Genomic DNA, 20,697 nt, shown 5'->3' with positions numbered 1-20,697 from the left:
GCCAGCGGCCTCAGGCGGCCAGACGGGAGAGATCGGCCACGCGGTTCATCGCCTGGTGCAGCCGGTGGAGCAGCGCCTGGCGGTTGGCCCGCAGCGCCGGATCGTCGGCATTGACCATCACGCCGTCGAAGAAGGCGTCGACCGGCGCCTTCAGCGCGGCCAGCGCCTGCAGCGAGCCGGCGTAGTCGTGCTGCTCGAACCGGCGGTCGGCCTGCGGCCCGACCTCGGCCAGCGCGGCGGCCAGCGCCTGCTCGGCCGGCTCCTGCAGCAGCGCGTCGCTGACGACCGTCGGCAGCGCGCCCTCGATCTTCTTCAGGATGTTGGACACGCGCTTGTTGGCGGCGGCCAGGGCCGGCGCCTCGGCCAGCGCGGCGAAGGCCCGCACGGCGGCCAGACGCTTGGGGATGTCGCCCAGGCGCGTCGGCTGCAGCGCCAGCACCGCATCGACCTCCTGCGCGCTGTAGCCCTGGTCGCGCAGGCTGACGGCCAGGCGATCGGCGAAGAAACCGGTCAGGGCCGCGGTCGGGTCGCTGATGCGCTCGCCGAAGCAGGGCACGGCCTGGGCCAGCAGCTCGGGCAGGTCCAGCGGCAGGTTCTTCTCGCTGAGGATGCGGATCACGCCGAGGGCATGGCGGCGCAGCGCGAACGGATCCTTGTCGCCGGTGGGCAGCTGGCCGATGCCGAACAGGCCGACCAGGGTCTCCAGCTTGTCGGCCAGCGCCAGCACGGTACCGGTGTGGTTGCGCGGCAGCGCGTCGCCCGCATAACGCGGCTTGTAGTGGTCCTCGATGGCGATGGCGACACCATCGCGCAGGCCCTCGTGGCGGGCGTAGTAGCCGCCCATGATGCCCTGCAGTTCGGGAAACTCGCCGACCATGTCGGTCAGCAGGTCGCACTTGGCCAGCGTCGCGGCCTCGCGCACCTTGCTGTCGAGCACGTCGAACCCGTCCTTGGCATCGACCGTGAACGGCACGGTCGCCATGCGCAGCTGGTTGACGATGGCGTGGGCGATGGCGCGCACGCGCTCCATGCGCTCGCCCTGGCTGCCGAGCTTGCCGTGGTAGACGACCTTGCCCAGACCCTCGACGCGGCTGGCCAGCGTCTTCTTGCGGTCCTGGTCGAAGAAGAACTTGGCGTCGGCCAGGCGCGGGCGCACCACGCGCTCGTTGCCGCCGATGACGGCCGAGGCGTCCGCCGGGCGGATGGCGCTGACCAGCAGGAACTTGTTCGTCAGCTTGCCCTGACCATCCAGCAGCGGGAAGTACTTCTGGTTGGCCTTCATCGTGAGGATGAGGCACTCCTGCGGCACGGCCAGGAATTCGGGCTCGAACTGGCAGGTCAGCACGTTCGGCCGCTCGACCAGGGCGGTCACCTCGTCGAGCAGCGCGTCGTCGTCGATCGGCTTCAGGCCCTCGACCGCGGCGGCGGCATCGAGCTGGCGGCGGATCTCGGCGCGGCGGGCCTCGAAGCCGGCGATGACGGCGCCTTCGGCGGCCAGCTGGTCGGCCCAGCCGTCGGCGTCGCGCACGCTGACGACCGGCACGCTGGCCTCGAAGCGGTGGCCCAGGGTCTCCCGGCCCGAGGCCAGGCCGAGGGTGCGCACCGGCACCACGTCGGCGCCGTGCAGCGCGACCAGGCGGTGGGCCGGGCGCACGAAGTTGACGCTGGACCAGCCGTCGGCCAGCTGGTAGGTCATGACCTTGGGGATCGGCAGCTTGGCCAGCGACTCGTCCAGCGCCTTCTGCAGACCGTCGGCCAGCGTGACGCCGGCCACCGTGCTGTCGAGGAACAGCGCCTCGGCCTTGCCATCGGGCTGGCGCTTGAGCTGGGGCACGACCGACGCATCGGCGCCGACGGCGGCCAGCTTCTTCAGCAGCGCCGGCGTCGGCTGGCCGTCGGCCGTCAGCGCGACGGCCACCGGCATCAGCTTCTGCTGCACCGCCTTGTCGGCGGCCTTGGCGGCCACGCCGCTGACATGGACGGCCAGCCGGCGCGGCGACGCGTACGGGGTGACGGCGGCATCGGCCGCGGCCAGGCCCTGGGCCTTGAGGCTGTCGGCCAGCACGCCGGCGAAGGCCTCGCCGAGCTTCTTCAGCGCCTTGGGCGGCAGTTCCTCGACGAACAGTTCGACCAGCAGGTTCTTCACGGTGCTCATGGGGCTTCAGGCCGTCGGGTTGGCGTCGTTCTTGGCGGCGTCGCGGGCGGCGGCCTTGGCGGCCTCGGCGTCCAGCTTGGCGGTCACTTCCTCGGCCCAGGCGCGCGGGGCCATCGGGAAGCCCAGGCGCTTGCGGCTGTCCAGATAGGCGGCGGCCACGGCCCGGGCCAGGTTGCGGATGCGGCCGATGTAGGCCGCGCGCTCGGTCACGCTGATGGCGCCGCGGGCGTCCAGCAGGTTGAAGGTGTGGGCGGCCTTGAGCACCTGCTCGTAGGCCGGCAGCGCCAGCTGCTGCGCAATCAGGTGCTGGGCATTGCCCTCGTGCGCGGTGAAGGCGGTGAGCAGGAACTCGACGTTGCTGTGCTCGAAGTTGTAGGTCGACTGCTCGACCTCGTTCTGGTGGAACACGTCGCCGTAGCTGATGCCGGGCGCGTAGACCAGGTCGTAGACGTTCTCGACGCCCTGCAGGTACATCGCCAGCCGTTCCAGGCCGTAGGTGATCTCGCCGGTGGCGGGCTTGCAGTCGATGCCGCCGACCTGCTGGAAGTAGGTGAACTGCGTCACCTCCATGCCGTTGAGCCAGACCTCCCAGCCCAGGCCCCAGGCGCCCAGCGTCGGGTTCTCCCAGTCGTCCTCGACGAAGCGCACGTCGTTCTTCTTGAGGTCGAAGCCGAGGGCTTCCAGCGAGCCGAGGTAGAGCTCCAGGATGTTGGCCGGCGCGGGCTTGAGCACGACCTGGAACTGGTAGTAGTGCTGCAGGCGGTTCGGGTTCTGGCCGTAGCGGCCGTCCTTGGGGCGGCGGCTGGGCTGCACGTAGGCGGCCTTCCAGGGCTCGGGGCCGAGCGCGCGCAGGAAGGTGGCGGTGTGGCTGGTGCCGGCACCGACCTCCATGTCGTAGGGCTGCAGCAGGGCGCAGCCCTGTTGGTCCCAGTAGGACTGCAGGCGCAGGATGATGTGCTGGAAGGTGAGCATGGTGCGAGGACGTCAGCGTGGGCGCTCGGTGCGGGCGCCGCGGTGCGCGGGCGCCCGGCGCCGGTGACGGGGCGCACAGGACATGCGGCACGCCGCAGGATGAACCGGCTCCGCGGCCGGCAGGGCTCCCGCGGCGGCGGGCATGCCCGCGCGACCGCCCGGGTCCGAGGCAAGCGCCGGATTCTAGCCAGCGGCCCTGCGGCGCGACGTCGGGCGGCGCCTGTCGCCGATCAAGGACAGCGCCAGCAGCCCGGCACAGGCCGCCCACAGCGGCCACAGCCCGCCGGCCGCATGCACCCAGCGGGCATAGGGCGTGGTGCCGGTGCGGCCGTCGACCGTGGTCTCCAGCACGCCCGCCACCTCGGGCGGCAGGCGCGCCGTGACCCGGCCGCGGTGATCGACCACGGCCGTGGCGCCGGTGTTGGTCGCCCGCACCACGGGCCGCTGGAACTCCAGCGCCCGCATGCGCGAGAACTGCAGGTGCTGGTCCTGCACCATCCAGCGGCCGAACCAGGCCAGGTTGCTGGCGTTGACGAAGACCGTGGCCGCGCGCGGATCGCCCTCGTCGACCGCCGCGGCGACCGCGATCTCCTCGCCGAACAGATCCTCGTAGCAGATCAGCGGCCGCAGGCGCTGGCCGCCAGCGACATAGACCGCCTCGCTGTCGCCGTGCTGCTGGCTGTCCAGCGGAATGGCCAGCGCCCGCACGAACCAGCCGAAGCCCGGCGGGATCGATTCGCCGAAGGGCAGCAGATGGCGCTTGCCGTAGCGGTAGACCTGGGCCTCGCCCCGCGCCGGGTCATCGGCCGTTGACACGCCGATCATCGAGTTGGTGTAGCCACGCGACTCGTCACCGAGGAAGACGCCGACCAGCGCCGCGCGCTCCGGCCGCTGCCGGACCGCCTGGCGCAACAGCCGCCACCAGGCCGGATCGACCATGCCGTGCGGCAGCGGCACCGCCGACTCGGGCGTGACGACCAGCGTGCCCCGGGCGGCGGCCACATCGCGCAGCAGCGTGTCCATGTGGCCGACGAGGTGCTCGGCATCGAACTTCTCGTCCTGGCGCACGGCGGTCTGGATCAGGCTGACGCTCAGACGCCCCGCGGGCCGGCTGAAGTCCTGCGGCAGAAGCCGGCCGATCAGCGCGAGCCCCAGGGCGACGGCCAGCGCCGCGCAGGGCACGGCGAAGCGCGCCGCACCGCGGCCGGCCGAGGACCGCCGCCCGCGCACGACCGCGGCCACGGCCACCGCCAGCGCGCCGCCGACGGCACAGGCGACGGCCCCGGCCCCGTAGACCCCGGTCCACGGCGCCCAGGCGGCCAGCGGTCCGAGCGTGTGCGCATAACCGAGGGCGCTCCAGGGAAAGCCGCCGAACCAGCTGCCGCGGGCCAACTCGGCCAGCGTCCACCAGGCGACCCAGGCCGCCACGCGCCGCCACGCGGACGTGCTGGCCGCATGCCAGCGCGCCCAGCCGGCCAGCGCCAGCGCGGGATAGAGCGCCATCGCGGCCGCCAGCAAGGCCACCGACAGCCCCGCCAGCACCGCCGGCATCTGCCCGTAGCGGTGCAGGCTGATGAACAGCCACCACCATCCGGCACCGAACCAGCCCAGACCGAACATCCAGGCCCGTGCGGCCACCTGCCCCGGCCGCAGCACGGCCGCGGGCGAGGCCAGCCCGCACAACAGGCCCAGGACCGCCAGCAGCGGGGCTTGCAACCACCAGGCGTCGAAGGGCGCGAGCGCCAGGTTCATCGCGGCCCCGCTGACCGCGGCCCACAGCAGGGCCATCCGCGGATGCAGGGCCCGCGCGGGCGATGGCTCACCCGCCGGGTCGCTCCGGGCGGCCCGCGGGAACCGGGCGAACGGCATCAGGCCGCCGCCGTCCGGACCTTGAACCAGCGCACGGCACCGCCGCGCGTCAGCAGCACGGTCAGGGCCAGCCCGGCCAGCTGCACCTGTTCACCGCGGCGCGGCACATGGCCCAGCTCATGCGCCACCAGGCCGCCGATGGTGTCGAAGCCATCGGCCGGCAATTCCAGACCGAACACGCGGTTGACATCGGGAATGTCGGCATCGCCGGCCACCCGCCAGGTGCCGTCGGCCAGGCTGACGATGCCCTGCTCGGCATCGGTGGTCGCGTCGTCGAACTCGTCCTCGATCTCGCCGACGATCTGTTCGAGCACGTCCTCGATCGTCAGCAGGCCGGCGGTGTTGCCGAACTCGTCGATGACGATGGCCAGATGGTTGCGGTTGGCGCGGAAATCGCGCAGCAGCTCGTTCAGGCCCTTGCTCTCCGGCACGAAGACCGCCGGCCGCAGCAAGGTGCGCAGGTTGAGGTCGGGCGACCGCTGCAGTTTCAGCAGGTCCTTGGCGAGCAGGATGCCGATGATGTTGTCGCGGGCACCCTCGTGTACCGGAAAGCGCGAGTGGCCCGTCGCGATCACCGCCGCCAGCATGCCGTCATAGGGCGCGTCGATGTCGAGCAGGTCCATGCGCGGGGCGGCGACCATGACGTCGCCGGCGGTCATGTCCGCCATGCGCAGCACGCCTTCGAGCATGGCCCGCGACTCGGGCGCGATCAGTTCGCGCTCCTCGGCCTCGGCCAGGGTCTCGATCAGCTCGTCACGCGAGTCCGGACCGGGGGACAGGAACTCGACCACGCGATCGAACAGACTGCGGCGATCGGCGGCAGCCGGCGCGGGCGACGCCGGACGGGATGCGCCGGCGCGTGAAGACGGAGGTTCGGACACCGGACGGGTGGCTAGTGGCGTTGGGCGGAGAATACCCCAAGCCCCGGGCGGGACTCAGCCATTGCAATGCAGACCGGCACCCCGACATCGGGCATGCTCGGGCGTTGCGGTCCGCCGACGCGTCCGCCCGCCCGCCGGCGGCGACCGCTCGGACGCCATCGCCCCCCTCTTCCAAGATTCTTTTCGGCGACCCCGGCTCCCTGGCCGCGGCGCCATCCGGAGCCTGCATGTCCCAAGGACTGATCCCCGCCACCATCCTCACCGGCTTCCTGGGGGCCGGCAAGACCACGCTGCTCAAGCGCGTGCTCAGCGAATCGCACGGCCAGAAGATCGCCGTGATCGAGAACGAGTTCGGCGAGGAGAACATCGACAACGACATCCTGCGCGTCGAGACCGAGGAGCAGATCATCCAGATGAGCAACGGCTGCGTCTGCTGCACGATCCGAGAGGATCTGCGCACCACGCTGTCGGAGCTGGCGGCCAAGCGCCGCAAGGGCGAGCTGCACTTCGACCGGGTCGTCATCGAGACCACCGGTCTGGCCGACCCGGGCCCCGTCGCCCAGACCTTCTTCATGGACGACGAGATCGCCGAGAGCTACCTGCTCGACTCGATCCTGACCCTGGTCGACGCCAAGCACGCCCAGGCCCAGCTCGACACCCGTCAGGAAGCCCGGCGCCAGGTCGGCTTCGCCGACCAGATCTTCATCAGCAAGACCGATCTGTGCGAGCCGGCGGCCATCGAGGCGCTGGTGCATCGCCTCAAGCACATGAACCCGCGCGCGCCGCAGCATCGCGTGCACTTCGGCGAGGTGCCGATCGCCAGTGTGTTCGACCTCAAGGGCTTCAACCTCAACGCCAAGCTCGAGATCGACCCGGCCTTCCTCGAAGAAGGCCATGCCCATGCGCATGCACCTGCGCACACCCATGACCACGGGCATGACGGCCACGACTGCGGCCATGACCACGGACCGGGCGAAGCCTGCGACCACCCGCACCACCATCACCACGACGACGACGTCAAGAGCTTCGTCTTCCGCGCCGACAAGCCCTTCAGCCCGAACAAGCTGGAAGATTTCCTCGGCTCCGTGGTGCAGGTCTACGGCCCCAGCATGCTGCGCTACAAGGGCGTGCTCTACATGAAGGGCAGCGAGCGCAAGGTGGTGTTCCAGGGCGTGCACCAGCTGATGGGCTCGGACCTGGGCCCGAAGTGGATGCCGGGCGAGAAGAAACAGAGCAAGATGGTCTTCATCGGCATCGATCTGCCGCGCGAGATCCTGCTGCAGGGCCTGCAGGGCTGCCTGGTCTGAGCCTGACGGCGGGGGCCGAGGTGGCGCCGATCCGACACAGGTCACGGCTTGGTCGAACAAGGGCGGCGACCCCATCGGCCGCGTGGCTACAATCCGCGCGCCTTCAAACGGCCAAACGCATGGGGCGCCACCGCGCCCCGAGTGCCGGCGGCCCGACTTCGCGAGGAGTTCCGACGTGAGCAAGACACCGGCCAAGCCTCCTGTCCCCGAGTCGGGGGCAGCAGCCCGTTCCGCGGCCGCTCCCGCGCCCGGCAACCGTTTCACAGAGCGCTTCTCCCCGCCCCGACCACCCGCTCGGGCCTTTCCCGAACCCATAGAACCCATCAAGACCGTGCACAAGGCTGACCCGAAGCTGGCCAACGCCTGGAAGACCAAGGCAGGACGAGACCTGAGCGAGGCGGAACTGCTGGCCATGCCCGAGGCCGAGTACATGAACGACAAGCAGTTGGAGTTCTTCCGCACCCGCCTGCAGGCGCTCAAGGACGATCTGCTGTCGAACGCCGGCGAAACGACCGAACATCTGCGCGAGGACACCACCATCGTTCCCGATCCGGCCGACCGCGCCACGATCGAGGAAGAACACGCCCTCGAGCTGCGCACCCGCGACCGGGAGCGCAAGCTGCTGAAGAAGATCTCGCAGTCGCTGGTGCGCATCGACAGTGGCGACTACGGCTTCTGCGACGAGACCGGCGAGCCGATCGGCCTCGGTCGACTGCTGGCCCGTCCGACCGCCACGCTGTCGCTCGAGGCCCAACAGCGCCGCGAGCTCAAGCAGAAGATGTTCGGCGACTGAACCTGACATCGCCCGCACACCCGTAGCAGCACGCATCCACAGGCGCCGGCCAGCAGCGGCGCCAGCACAAGCAGGCCCATGGCGGACTCGAAAGAAAGCGGAGGCGGGTTCTTCCGCAAGGTCGTGCGCTTCGTGGCCAACCCGGCCACCGACTGGAACGACCTGGGCGCCGCACGCGGCGATGACCCGAACGACGCCGAACGCTCCGAGCTCAAGGCGATGGTCGAGCGCAAGCGGCGCAACGACTTCGTGCGCAAGCGGGAGTTCGACATGCTGCGCCGGCTGCGGCGCGAAGGCCTGTCACCCGAACAGCTGGCCGCCCTCGGGGGCTCCTCGAAGATGAGCGACTCGGAGGTGCGTGCCTCCGAGCCGTCGATCGTGCGCGCCGATGGCGGCGTCAAGGCCAAGATCGACGAGATCGAACAGCAGATGGTCGGCGATGGGGCCAGCGGCATTCCGCGCGGCAGCGAGATCGTGCGACCGACGCCGCGGCGGCCACTCGCGCCGGCGGCCGGACCGGCGCCGGATGCCGGCCCGCCCTCATTGCCGAGCCTAGGCCCGGTCACCGACTTCTCGAATGCGCCGACCGAGCCGGCGGTCGTGCTGTCGTCCGCGATGGCCCCGACCGAGCCGATGCCGCTCGATACCCCGCGCGGCATCGACGCCCCGATGGCGGCGATCGCGATTCCGACGCTGGAGTCGCTGGGGATGCTCGAGGGCGTCCCCCCCCTCGGCGCCGACACCGCGCCCATGACGGATCTGCCGCCGCTGGAGATGGATCTGGGCGGCTTGCCGATGGTCAGCGGTGGCGCGATGGCCTTGTCGGCCGCGACCCCGCCCCCGCTGCCCGCGGGGGCCGTCGAGGTCAACGAGATCATCCATGATCCGGACCTGGACGAAGCGGTGATGGCCTTCGCCAACGCGGACTTCGACAGCTGCCAGCAGTCGCTGGAGCGGCTGCTGCGCCAGGGCGGGCCGCGACACGGCCACGCCGAGACCTGGCATGTGCTGTTCGATCTCTATCGGGCCACCGGCCAGCTGGAGCGCTTCGAGCCTCTGGCCATGGACTACGCCGCGCTGTTCGGACGCTCGGCGCCACAGTGGTTCTCGCTGCCGCAGCTGCTCAGCGAGCAGGTCGGCGAACGACCCGCCGTGCCGCGGGCGGTCAGTGCCGACGGCAGCTGGAGCTGTCCCGAGACGCTGGACGCGGACGCCGTGCAGCGCCTGCGCGCCGGCACGCTGCAGCTGCCGCTGCCCTGGGGCCTGGACTGGTCCGCCCTGCGCCACGTGACCCTCGATGCAGCCGACGCGCTGGCCGTGTTGTTGCGCCAATGGGCCGGTCAGCGCCTGGAGATGCGCTGGCAGGACACCGACCGCCTGCTGCAGGTCCTGCAGGCCGTCTCGCCGACGGGCGTCCGCGACGCCGCGCAGGCCTACTGGATGGCCCGGCTCGAAGTGCTGCGGCTGATCAACCGGCCGGACCAGTTCGACGAGACCGCGATCGACTATTGCGTGACCTACGAGGTGTCGCCGCCGTCGTGGGCGCATGCGCAGTGCAAGGTGCGGACCGTCACCGGTGCCGGCGGGACGCCGACGCAGGCGCCGGCCTCGCTGCTGAGCGACGGGACCAGCACCAGCTTCCCGGAATCGCGGCTGGAAGAGCTGACCCCGATCGTCAGTGTCGAGTTGGACGGCCAGCTCGCCGGCGACATCAGCGCCCTGCTGACCCGCATCGACCAGCGCATCGGCGCCTCGACGCTGATCCAGGTGTCCTGCGCACGGCTGGTGCGCGTGGACTTCATCGCCGCCGGTGATCTGCTGAACTGGGTGCTGGCCCGCCGCGGCGAGCAGCGCAGTGTCAGCTTCGTCGACACGCACCGGCTGGTGGCGCTGTTCTTCAGCGCGATGGGCATCAACGAGCACGCCCGGGTCCAGGTCCAGCGACAGTGAGACGACCGGGCTTGAAAGCCCGGCCGGCCATCCCCATCTGCCGCGGTTCTATGGAACCCTACCACGGCACCACCATCGTCAGCGTGCGACGCCGCACGCCCCAGGGCTGGCAGGTCGCGCTCGGCGGCGACGGCCAGGTCACCCTCGGCCACATCGTCGTCAAGGCCAGTGCGCGCAAGGTCCGCAAGCTGTTCCGGGACCAGGTCCTGGCCGGTTTCGCCGGCGCCACGGCTGACGCCTTCACGCTGTTCGAGCGCTTCGAGGCCAAGCTGGAAAAGCACCAGGGCCATCTCCAGCGCGCCGCCATCGAGCTGACCAAGGACTGGCGCACCGACCGTGTGCTGCGCCGGCTCGAGGCCATGCTGGCCGTCGCCGACCGGCAGACGAGCCTGATCATCACCGGCAACGGCGACGTCCTCGAACCCGAGGCCGGCATCGTCTCGATCGGCTCCGGCGGCGCCTATGCGCAGGCCGCTGCGCGGGCACTGATCGACCACACGGCCCTCAGCGCGGCCGAGGTCGTCAAGCAAAGCCTGGTGATCGCCGGCGACCTCTGCATCTACACCAACCAGAACCACACGATCGAGACGCTGGACTGAACGGCCATCGCCGCTCACCCGCCTCCGGTCCCTCTGCGCCCAGCGCCCCATCCGATGTCGATGACCCCCCAGGAGATCGTCTCCGAACTCGACCGCCACATCGTCGGCCAGCACGACGCCAAGCGCGCCGTGGCCATCGCGCTGCGCAACCGCTGGCGTCGCCAGCAGGTCGACGAGAAGCTGCGCGTCGAGATCACGCCGAAGAACATCCTGATGATCGGCCCCACCGGCGTGGGCAAGACCGAGATCGCCCGCCGACTGGCCAAGCTGGCCGACGCGCCCTTCATCAAGGTCGAGGCGACCAAGTTCACCGAGGTCGGCTATGTCGGCAAGGACGTCGACACCATCATCCGGGACCTGGTCGACATCGCCGTCAAGCAGGAACGTGAAGCCGCCGTGCGGCGCAACCGGCTGCGCGCGGAAGAGGCCGCTGAAGAGCGCCTGCTCGACATCCTGGTCCCGCCGCCGCGCAGCGGCTTCGGCAGCACGGGCGAGACCGAAGGCCGGGACGGGAACAGCGCGCGGCAGATCATGCGCAAGCGTCTGCGGGAAGGCGCTCTGGACGACAAGGAAGTCGAGCTGGACCTGCCGGACGCCCGGGCGAACGTCGACATCATGACCCCGCCGGGCATGGAGGAGATGGCCGAGCAGCTCAAGGGCCTGTTCAGCCAGATGGGTGCGGCCAAGCGCAGCACGCGCAAGCTGCGCATCGCCGTGGCCCTGCAGCAGCTGACCGATGAAGAAGCGGGCAAGCTCGTCAACGAGGACGAGATCCGCACACGGGCCGTCACCGCCGCGGAACAGAACGGCATCGTCTTCATCGACGAGATCGACAAGGTGACGACCCGCAGCGACGGCGCCCACGGTGGCGAGGTCAGCCGCCAGGGCGTCCAGCGCGACCTGCTGCCCCTGGTCGAGGGCACGACGGTCAGCACCAAGCACGGCATGGTGCGCACCGACCACATGCTGTTCATCGCCTCCGGCGCCTTCCATCTGTCGCGCCCCAGCGATCTGATCCCGGAGTTGCAGGGCCGCTTTCCGATCCGGGTCGAGCTGTCGTCCTTGAGCGTCGATGACTTCGAGGCCATTCTGGCCAGCACGCACGCCAATCTGCTCAGCCAGTACCAGGCCTTGCTGGCCACGGAAGGGGTGGGGCTGGTCTTCAGCCCGGAGGCGGTTCGTGCGCTGGCGCAGATCGCCCACCAGGTCAACGAGCGGACCGAGAACATCGGTGCACGGCGGCTGTCGACGGTCCTCGAGCGCCTGCTCGACGACATCAGCTTTGACGCCCCGCGCCGTCAGGGCGAGACACTGACCATCGACGCCGCGATGGTGCAGGACAAGCTGGCGGTGGTCGCCGGCAACGAGGACCTGTCGCGCTTCATTCTCTGAGCGCGGGGGCGCGGCGCCGGTGGCGGGCGTCAGGCCGGATCACGCCGGCCAGCCATGGCGCCCGGCGCCCTCAGGGCGCCAAGCGGGTGGACTGCAGCGTCAGCAGACCGTCGAAGATCAGCGTGTCGACCAGTTCGTGCGGCAGGTCGAGCGCCGGCCCGACCTTCCAGCCCGCACCGCCGGTCATCAGCGTCAAGGGTGGCGCTCCGCAGCGCTGCAGCAGATGGCGGTACATGCGCTCGATGGCGCCGGTGATCGCGTAGGTCCCGCCGCTGGTCAACGCGTCGCTGGTGTTGGCCGGGAACATCACCACCTCGCCGGTGGGCACCCGCAGGCCGGCGGTGCCGCTCTCGAGCGCCCGCAGCATGATGCCGTGGCCCGGCAGGATCAGCCCCCCGAGAAAGCGGCCGTCGGCGTCCTGGGCGTCCACGGTGACCGCCGTGCCGACCATCACCACCAGCGCCGGGCAAGGCCGTCCGCGCCGAAGCACATGGTGGCGGGCACCGATCTGGGCCACGAAACGGTCCGTTCCCAGCCGCCCGGGATGGTCGTAGCCGTTGACGACGCCGCCGGCCAGGCTGCTGCTCACGACCCAGCGCGGCTCGAGATCCCAGAGCTCGAGCTGCTCCTCGACGCGACGCCTCACCGCATCGCCAGCCACATTGCAGCCGAGCACGGCCTCGGGCGGGCGCAAATGCCGCCATTCGCTGTCGGCCAGCACCTCGATGTTCTCGAGGAAGACGGCGCCTTGCGCCAGCAGTTCAGCACCCGGGCGGGCTGTGGCGTACAGCGCCCATTTCAGGCGGGTGTTGCCGATGTCGATGGCCAGAAAGCTCATGCGGGTTCAGTTCGGACAGGATCGGTGCAGCGCATGGATGCTCTGGGCGCGATGCCCCACCAAGCAGACGATGTCCCATCGATTGCGCCGTGCCCCAACCGCATACTGTAAGGGCCCCGTGGCACCGCGTCGGCGGTGGCGCCGTTCAGCGACGGGCCGGTCATCGCGATACGGGCCCACAACAGGCGCGAACACAGCGCCGTCATCCAGCGCCGAGGCAAGGCCGCCGACTCGGCAGCGTGAAGTCCCCTCATTCGGCCACATCCCCCAAGTTCACGGTATCGGCCGAAAGCGCACACGACGCTGCCAGCAGCAACTTTCTCAGCGGGTACGGCAAAAAGCCGGGCCTGATTGCGTGGCTCGTCCAACTCATCGAAGTCTTGCACGACGTCGGGCGTCAAATCGTTGCGGATCACGGGCCTCCGCCGTGGAGATCCGTCCCGGCAGGCTGCCGTCGGCCGCAGATCGCAGACCTGAAGCGGACCGCGCCGCCACGGAAAGCTCGGATTGTCAGGAGGTTACCAGCACACCTGCACAAACAGACACCGGGGCTGTACGGTCTTGTCTTCCAACAAGGCGCTGCTGTCAGAATGGGCCATGCACCCTTCGTCGACGACCCTGATCACCACCCAGAGCTTCTTCGATGCCGATTTGGCTCTGGCTCACGCCCGGACCATTTATGACACGGGCATCGCGCACCTGCGGCAGAGCCTCGGCGAATTCGTTGCCGGCCGTGATCCGGAACAACGGATCCGCGCGTGTTATCCGTTCGTGCGCTTGCACGTCGACTCCGCGTTACCGGTCGACTCCCGGCTGAGTTACGGATTCGTGGCTGGTCGAGGAACCTACGAGACCACGCTGACACGACCGGACCTCTTCAGCGACTACTACCGGGAGCAGTTTGATCTGCTCTTGCGCAACCATGGCGGGCCGATCGAGGTCGGGATGAGTCGCCAGCCAATACCGATTCATTTTTCGTTCGCGGAGCATACTCACGTCGAGGGAGAAATGGATCCGCAGCGCAAAGCGCTGATGCGCCAATACTTCGACCTGCCGGATCTGGCCGCGATGGACGACGGCATTGCCAACGGCACCCATGATCCTGATCGGCAAGAGCCGCACCCCTTGGCACTGTTCACCGCACCACGGGTTGACTACTCGCTGCAACGACTGCGCCACTACACGGGGACGGCGCCTGAGCGGTTTCAGAACTTTGTCCTGTTCACCAATTACCAGTTTTATATTGACGAATTTGTCCGGTTGGCTCATGAACTGATGCAACGGGATGACGACGGCCACGGCTACTGCGCATTCGTGGAACCAGGAAATGTCGTCACACGTCGACGGGGCTTGCCGATCGAAGCGGGCGACGAAACAGGAACTGCGCCTGCACGTCTACCCCAGATGCCGGCCTACCACCTCATGCGGCCAGACCGAAGCGGCATCACGATGGTCAACATCGGCGTCGGGCCTGCGAATGCAAAAAACATATCGGATCACATTGCCGTCCTGCGTCCACACGCTTGGTTGATGCTGGGTCACTGCGCAGGCTTGCGCAACACACAGCAACTCGGCGACTACGTTCTGGCGCACGGCTATGTGCGGGAGGACCATGTTCTGGATGAGGAACTGCCGTTGTGGGTCCCCATTCCGCCGCTGGCCGAAGTACAGGTGGCGCTGGAGCAAGCTGTCGCAAACGTGACCCAGCTGCAAGGGCACGATTTGAAGCGGATTCTGCGCACAGGAACGGTGGCCTCAACGGACAACAGGAACTGGGAACTGCTGCCCCATCCGGGCCCTGAGCGCCGATTCAGCCAAAGCCGGGCAATCGCACTCGACATGGAAAGCGCGACGCTGGCGGCGAACGGATTCAGATTCCGCGTGCCATATGGAACGCTACTTTGCGTGAGCGACAAGCCCTTGCACGGAGAAATCAAGCTGCCCGGCATGGCGAACGCGTTCTACAGAGAACGCGTTGACCAACATCTGCGCATCGGCATGCGAGCCATCGAACTGCTGAGGGAGCGCCGCCTGGACCAGTTGCACAGCCGTAAGCTACGAAGCTTCGACGAAGTCGCATTTCAATGAACAATGCCTGCCGGATATCACTATCCGGCAGGCAGCATCACATTCAAAAGCGCAGCCAACGTACAGACGAAAGAAAACGCCGGACATTGTCCGGCGTTTTTTCGCTGATATTAGCCTGACGATGTCCTACTTTCACACGGGAATCCGCACTATCATCGGCGCAGAGGCGTTTCACGGTCCTGTTCGGGATGGGAAGGAGTGGGACCGCCTCGCTATGGTCATCAGGCTTAACTTGTTGCCTGAGCTGGTGCGCTTGTGGCGCTGGCCAGCCCGGGCCAATTCACAGAGACGAATCAGTCTTGATTGCGTCGGCTTGACATTGATCGATCACGATCAGTCAAGTCCGCCAGTCTAGCATAACGCTTACGACCTTGGCAAGTGCCTTGTCGTCAAAATTATAGGGTCAAGCCTCACGAGCAATTAGTACTGGTTAGCTTAACGCATTACTGCGCTTCCACACCCAGCCTATCAACGTCCTGGTCTTGAACGACTCTTCAGGGGGCTCAAGGCCCCGGCAAGACTCATCTTGAGACGAGTTTCCCGCTTAGATGCTTTCAGCGGTTATCTCTTCCGCACTTAGCTACTCGGCAATGCCATTGGCATGACAACCGATACACCAGCGGTGCGTCCACTCCGGTCCTCTCGTACTAGGAGCAGGCTCTCTCAATCTTGCAGCGCCCACGGAAGATAGGGACCAAACTGTCTCACGACGTTTTAAACCCAGCTCACGTACCTCTTTAAATGGCGAACAGCCATACCCTTGGGACCGGCTACAGCCCCAGGATGAGATGAGCCGACATCGAGGTGCCAAACACCGCCGTCGATATGAACTCTTGGGCGGTATCAGCCTGTTATCCCCAGAGTACCTTTTATCCGTTGAGCGATGGCCCTTCCATACAGAACCACCGGATCACTTAGTCCTAGTTTCCTACCTGCTCGACTTGTCAGTCTCGCAGTCAAGCACGCTTTTGCCTATGCACTATACGCACGATTTCCGACCGTGCTTAGCGTACCTTCGAACTCCTCCGTTACGCTTTAGGAGGAGACCGCCCCAGTCAAACTGCCCACCATACACTGTCCCCAACCCGGATAACGGGCCAAGGTTAGAACCTCAAACACACCAGGGTGGTATTTCAACGTCGGCTCCACCAGAACTAGCATCCTGGTTTCAAAGCCTCCCACCTATCCTACACAGATCTGTTCAAAGTCCAATGTAAAGCTACAGTAAAGGTTCATGGGGTCTTTCCGTCTTTCCGCGGGGAGATTGCATCATCACAAACATTTCAACTTCGCTGAGTCTCTGGAGGAGACAGTGTGGCCATCGTTACGCCATTCGTGCAGGTCGGAACTTACCCGACAAGGAATTTCGCTACCTTAGGACCGTTATAGTTACGGCCGCCGTTTACTGGGACTTCAGTCAAGAGCTTGCACCCCATCATTTAATCTTCCAGCACCGGGCAGGCGTCACACCCTATACGTCGACTTTCGTCTTTGCAGAGTGCTGTGTTTTTATTAAACAGTCGCAGCCACCGATTCTCTGCGGCCTCATTGGGCTCCCCAAGTCAATGGTTCACCTACTAAAGGCACACCTTCTTCCGAAGTTACGGTGTCAATTTGCCGAGTTCCTTCTCCAGAGTTCTCTCAAGCGCCTGAGAATACTCATCACGCGCACCAGTGTCGGTTTGCGGTACGGTCGTCTACAGCTGAAGCTTAGTGGCTTTTCCTGGAAGCAGGGTATTACTCACTTCGACGGCAAGCCGTCTCGTTATCACCCCTCATCTAAGCCCGGCGGATTTGCCTACCAGGCACGACTACAGGCTTGAACCGGGACATCCAACACCCGGCTGAGCTAACCTTCTCCGTCCCCACATCGCACTGTAGATCGGTACAGGAATATTGACCTGTTTCCCATCAGCTACGCATCTCTGCCTCGCCTTAGGGGCCGACTCACCCTACGCCGATGAACGTTGCGTAGGAAACCTTGCGCTTACGGCGAGGGGGCTTTTCACCCCCTTTAACGCTACTCATGTCAGCATTCGCACTTCTGATACCTCCAGCAGACCTCACGATCTGCCTTCACAGGCTTACAGAACGCTCTCCTACCGCGCATCTTGCGATGCACCCGCAGCTTCGGTTACTGGCTTAGCCCCGTTACATCTTCCGCGCAGGACGACTCGATCAGTGAGCTATTACGCTTTCTTTAAATGGTGGCTGCTTCTAAGCCAACATCCTGACTGTTTTAGCCTTCCCACTTCGTTTCCCACTTAGCCAATATTAGGGACCTTAGCTGGCGGTCTGGGTTGTTTCCCTCTTGTGTCCGGACGTTAGCACCCGGTGCACTGTCTCCCAAGCTGTACTCATCGGTATTCGGAGTTTGCCAAGGTTTGGTAAGTCGCCATGACCCCCTAGCCTAAACAGTGCTCTACCCCCGATGGTAATACTTGAGGCACTACCTAAATAGTTTTCGGAGAGAACCAGCTATCTCCAGGTTTGTTTAGCCTTTCACCCCTATCCACAGCTCATCCGCTAGTTTTGCAACACTAGTCGGTTCGGACCTCCAGTGCGTGTTACCGCACCTTCATCCTGGCCATGGATAGATCACCTGGTTTCGGGTCTACACCCAGCGACTCAAACGCCCTATTCGGACTCGATTTCTCTACGGCTCCCCTATTCGGTTAACCTTGCCACTGAATGTAAGTCGCTGACCCATTATACAAAAGGTACGCCGTCACCCCTTTCGAGGCTCCGACTTTTTGTATGCATGCGGTTTCAGGATCTATTTCACTCCCCTCCCGGGGTTCTTTTCGCCTTTCCCTCACGGTACTTGTTCGCTATCGGTCGATTACGAGTATTTAGCCTTGGAGGATGGTCCCCCCATGTTCAGACAAGGTTTCACGTGCCCCGCCCTACTTGTTCCGCACCTAGTACCACCACCGACTTTTTCCATACGGGACTATCACCCTCTTTGGTCGGCCTTTCCATGCCGTTTTGATGAATCGATGGCTATCTTGCGCAGGCTCTTCCGATTTCGCTCGCCACTACTTTCGGAATCTCGGTTGATGTCTTTTCCTCAAGGTACTGAGATGTTTCAGTTCCCCTGGTTCGCTTCAATCACCTATGTATTCAGTGATTGATACCCTTGCGGGTGGGTTTCCCCATTCGGAAATCTCCGGATCAAAGCTAATTTGCCAGCTCCCCGAAGCTTATCGCAGGCTATCACGTCCTTCATCGCCTGTAATCGCCAAGGCATCCACCACATGCACTTAGTCACTTGACCCTATAATTTTGACGCCTCGAATTTCTTCGAAGAATCGGTCAAGGACACTTCTTTGAGTAGTACGCGTTATGCCGTTCTTCAAACGCTGCTGCCAGCTGCTTGACGCAGCCGCATGCATGTTGAAGTCTGTTGACGCAATCAAAAGTTGCCGATGGCACGGTGCTTGAAAGTCGAAACTTCCAAGCTTTCCATCGACAACGCTGATTCGACTCTATGAATTGTTAAAGAACAGACAGCCGACTGATGTCGACGACTGACGCGAGCACCGAGTGCTGAACTCGATGCTCGCGTCAGTCGGCACCGCTGAAGCCCCTGTAGGCCAGGCGATGCATGCAACGATTGGTGGAGGATGACGGGATCGAACCGACGACCCCCTGCTTGCAAAGCAGGTGCTCTCCCAGCTGAGCTAATCCCCCTTCGTACACCTTGCAGGATCAAGCCACGCTTGATCCGGTGCGAAATGGTTGGTGGGTCTGGTTGGATTCGAACCAACGACCCCCGCCTTATCAAGACGGTGCTCTAACCGACTGAGCTACAGACCCTCGCATTTCTTGGGAACCAAGCGCGAAGTCTGCTGTGTCGCACGTACAGCACTGTCCGTGCCATCGCTTGAACGACGCTCACCAGGCTCTACGCTCCACTTCCTTGTTGCTGTCTTTTCAACACAGCCGATAAGTGTGGGCGCAAGAATTTGGAAGCATTTTCCAGAAAGGAGGTGATCCAGCCGCACCTTCCGATACGGCTACCTTGTTACGACTTCACCCCAGTCACGAACCCTGCCGTGGTAATCGCCCTCCTTGCGGTTAGGCTAACTACTTCTGGCAGAACCCGCTCCCATGGTGTGACGGGCGGTGTGTACAAGACCCGGGAACGTATTCACCGCGGCAAGCTGATCCGCGATTACTAGCGATTCCGACTTCACGCAGTCGAGTTGCAGACTGCGATCCGGACTACGACCGGTTTTCTGGGATTGGCTCCCCCTCGCGGGTTGGCAGCCCTCTGTACCGGCCATTGTATGACGTGTGTAGCCCTACCCATAAGGGCCATGAGGACCTGACGTCATCCCCACCTTCCTCCGGTTTGTCACCGGCAGTCTCATTAGAGTGCCCTTTCGTAGCAACTAATGACAAGGGTTGCGCTCGTTGCGGGACTTAACCCAACATCTCACGACACGAGCTGACGACGGCCATGCAGCACCTGTGTGCAGGTTCTCTTTCGAGCACTCCCAAATCTCTTCAGGATTCCTGCCATGTCAAGGGTAGGTAAGGTTTTTCGCGTTGCATCGAATTAAACCACATCATCCACCGCTTGTGCGGGTCCCCGTCAATTCCTTTGAGTTTCAACCTTGCGGCCGTACTCCCCAGGCGGTCAACTTCACGCGTTAGCTACGTTACTGAACAGCAAGCCGTCCAACAACCAGTTGACATCGTTTAGGGCGTGGACTACCAGGGTATCTAATCCTGTTTGCTCCCCACGCTTTCGTGCATGAGCGTCAGTGCAGGCCCAGGGGATTGCCTTCGCCATCGGTGTTCCTCCGCATATCTACGCATTTCACTGCTACACGCGGAATTCCATCCCCCTCTGCCGCACTCAAGCCTTGCAGTCACAAAGGCAGTTCCCAGGTTGAGCCCGGGGATTTCACCTCTGTCTTACAAAACCGCCTGCGCACGCTTTACGCCCAGTAATTCCGATTAACGCTTGCACCCTACGTATTACCGCGGCTGCTGGCACGTAGTTAGCCGGTGCTTATTCTTCAGGTACCGTCATCCTCCCGAGGTATTAACCCAGAAGATTTCTTCCCTGACAAAAGCGGTTTACAACCCGAAGGCCTTCTTCCCGCACGCGGCATGGCTGGATCAGGCTTTCGCCCATTGTCCAAAATTCCCCACTGCTGCCTCCCGTAGGAGTCTGGGCCGTGTCTCAGTCCCAGTGTGGCTGGTCGTCCTCTCAGACCAGCTACAGATCGTCGGCTTGGTAGGCCTTTACCCCACCAACTACCTAATCTGACATCGGCCGCTCCAATAGCGAGAGGTCTTGCGATCCCCCCCTTTCACCCGTAGGTCGTATGCGGTATTAATCCGGCTTTCGCCGGGCTATCCCCCACTACTGGGCACGTTCCGATGCGTTACTCACCCGTTCGCCACTCGTCGCCAGGTTGCCCCGCGTTACCGTTCGACTTGCATGTGTAAGGCATGCCGCCAGCGTTCAATCTGAGCCAGGATCAAACTCTTCAGTTCGATCTTGAATTTGCTCAAAGAATTGAAGTGAACTTCACTTCCATGAGCGTTTAAGGTCCAAGAGACCTGCTTTCGTCTTTCGACTCCAGCTTGGCTTCCGCCTTCAAACGCCCACGCTTATCGGCTGTGTATTTTTAAAGAGCTGCACTGATCAAAACCAGCGCTGATTCAGCTTTCGCTAAAGACTGCAATCAATTCTCTTGATCACACTCTTTAGAGAAGAAAACGCCGGACATTGTCCGGCGTTTTTTCGCTGATATTAGCCTGACGATGTCCTACTTTCACACGGGAATCCGCACTATCATCGGCGCAGAGGCGTTTCACGGTCCTGTTCGGGAT

General features: G+C 64.8%; 11 protein-coding genes, 2 tRNA genes and 3 rRNA genes. 6 read left to right on the top strand and 10 right to left on the bottom strand.

The features are described from left to right. Positions 1 to 10 precede the first annotated feature (10 nt). The 4 genes from glyS to AACH11_RS00655 form a co-directional block, all read right to left on the bottom strand. On the bottom strand, positions 11 to 2,155 hold the full coding sequence (gene glyS, locus AACH11_RS00670; RefSeq protein WP_341372263.1) for a glycine--tRNA ligase subunit beta: 2,145 nt from the start codon (positions 2,153 to 2,155) through the stop codon (positions 11 to 13). Between the two features lie 6 nt (positions 2,156 to 2,161). Continuing rightward, positions 2,162 to 3,127 carry a glycine--tRNA ligase subunit alpha gene (gene glyQ / locus AACH11_RS00665; RefSeq protein ID WP_341372262.1) on the bottom strand — a complete coding sequence of 322 codons (966 nt, stop codon included), beginning with the start codon at positions 3,125 to 3,127 and terminating at the stop codon, positions 2,162 to 2,164. Positions 3,128 to 3,310: 183 nt separating this feature from the next. After that, the gene (gene lnt, locus AACH11_RS00660) at positions 3,311 to 4,915 is read right to left on the bottom strand and encodes an apolipoprotein N-acyltransferase (protein WP_341372261.1); all 1,605 of its coding nucleotides are present in this window, start codon (positions 4,913 to 4,915) and stop codon (positions 3,311 to 3,313) included. 80 nt (positions 4,916 to 4,995) lie between these two features. Next, on the bottom strand, positions 4,996 to 5,877 hold the full coding sequence (locus tag AACH11_RS00655) for an HlyC/CorC family transporter (RefSeq protein ID WP_423228669.1): 882 nt from the start codon (positions 5,875 to 5,877) through the stop codon (positions 4,996 to 4,998). 227 nt (positions 5,878 to 6,104) lie between these two features. Here AACH11_RS00655 and AACH11_RS00650 point away from each other — a divergent pair, with 227 nt between their 5' ends. The 5 genes from AACH11_RS00650 (at position 6,105) to hslU (ending at position 11,918) form a co-directional block, all read left to right on the top strand. Continuing rightward, positions 6,105 to 7,184 carry a CobW family GTP-binding protein gene (locus AACH11_RS00650; protein WP_341372260.1) on the top strand — a complete coding sequence of 360 codons (1,080 nt, stop codon included), beginning with the start codon at positions 6,105 to 6,107 and terminating at the stop codon, positions 7,182 to 7,184. A gap of 175 nt (positions 7,185 to 7,359) precedes the next feature. Further along, entirely contained in the window at positions 7,360 to 7,977 is a 618-nt protein-coding gene (gene dksA, locus AACH11_RS00645; RefSeq protein WP_341372259.1) for an RNA polymerase-binding protein DksA, read from the top strand. Positions 7,978 to 8,055: 78 nt separating this feature from the next. Further along, positions 8,056 to 9,927, top strand: a complete 1,872-nt coding sequence (locus AACH11_RS00640) for a hypothetical protein (protein ID WP_341372258.1) — start codon at positions 8,056 to 8,058, stop codon at positions 9,925 to 9,927. A gap of 50 nt (positions 9,928 to 9,977) precedes the next feature. After that, on the top strand, positions 9,978 to 10,526 hold the full coding sequence (gene hslV / locus AACH11_RS00635; protein ID WP_341372257.1) for an ATP-dependent protease subunit HslV: 549 nt from the start codon (positions 9,978 to 9,980) through the stop codon (positions 10,524 to 10,526). A gap of 54 nt (positions 10,527 to 10,580) precedes the next feature. Continuing rightward, positions 10,581 to 11,918, top strand: coding sequence for an ATP-dependent protease ATPase subunit HslU (gene hslU / locus AACH11_RS00630; RefSeq protein WP_341372256.1), 1,338 nt, complete (start codon positions 10,581 to 10,583; stop codon positions 11,916 to 11,918). A gap of 70 nt (positions 11,919 to 11,988) precedes the next feature. On the opposite strand, the gene AACH11_RS00625 is transcribed toward hslU, so the two are convergent. After that, entirely contained in the window at positions 11,989 to 12,756 is a 768-nt protein-coding gene (locus AACH11_RS00625) for a type III pantothenate kinase (RefSeq protein ID WP_341372255.1), read from the bottom strand. A 597-nt stretch (positions 12,757 to 13,353) separates the two neighbouring features. On the opposite strand from AACH11_RS00625, the gene AACH11_RS00620 reads away from it, so the two are divergent. Next, positions 13,354 to 14,844 carry an AMP nucleosidase gene (locus AACH11_RS00620; RefSeq protein WP_341372627.1) on the top strand — a complete coding sequence of 497 codons (1,491 nt, stop codon included), beginning with the start codon at positions 13,354 to 13,356 and terminating at the stop codon, positions 14,842 to 14,844. A 113-nt stretch (positions 14,845 to 14,957) separates the two neighbouring features. Here the strand turns inward: AACH11_RS00620 and rrf are convergent. From rrf to AACH11_RS00595, 5 genes are all read right to left on the bottom strand, one after another. Further along, positions 14,958 to 15,070, bottom strand: a 5S ribosomal RNA gene (gene rrf / locus AACH11_RS00615). Positions 15,071 to 15,243: 173 nt separating this feature from the next. Beyond that, a 23S ribosomal RNA gene (locus AACH11_RS00610) occupies positions 15,244 to 18,121 on the bottom strand. Between the two features lie 340 nt (positions 18,122 to 18,461). Further along, a tRNA-Ala gene (locus tag AACH11_RS00605) sits at positions 18,462 to 18,537 on the bottom strand. A 49-nt stretch (positions 18,538 to 18,586) separates the two neighbouring features. Continuing rightward, positions 18,587 to 18,663: transfer RNA gene (locus AACH11_RS00600), tRNA-Ile, on the bottom strand. A gap of 166 nt (positions 18,664 to 18,829) precedes the next feature. Then, a 16S ribosomal RNA gene (locus AACH11_RS00595) occupies positions 18,830 to 20,358 on the bottom strand. Together the 16S, 23S and 5S rRNA genes with 2 tRNA genes alongside form the textbook arrangement of a ribosomal RNA operon. Between the last annotated feature and the right edge of the window lie 339 nt (positions 20,359 to 20,697).

The organism is Pseudaquabacterium rugosum, assembly GCF_038066575.1.
In the GTDB taxonomy this organism is placed as follows: domain Bacteria; phylum Pseudomonadota; class Gammaproteobacteria; order Burkholderiales; family Burkholderiaceae_C; genus Pseudaquabacterium; species Pseudaquabacterium rugosum.
Note: the sequence above shows the minus strand (reverse complement) of the source record. Positions and strands in the feature narration are given on the sequence as shown.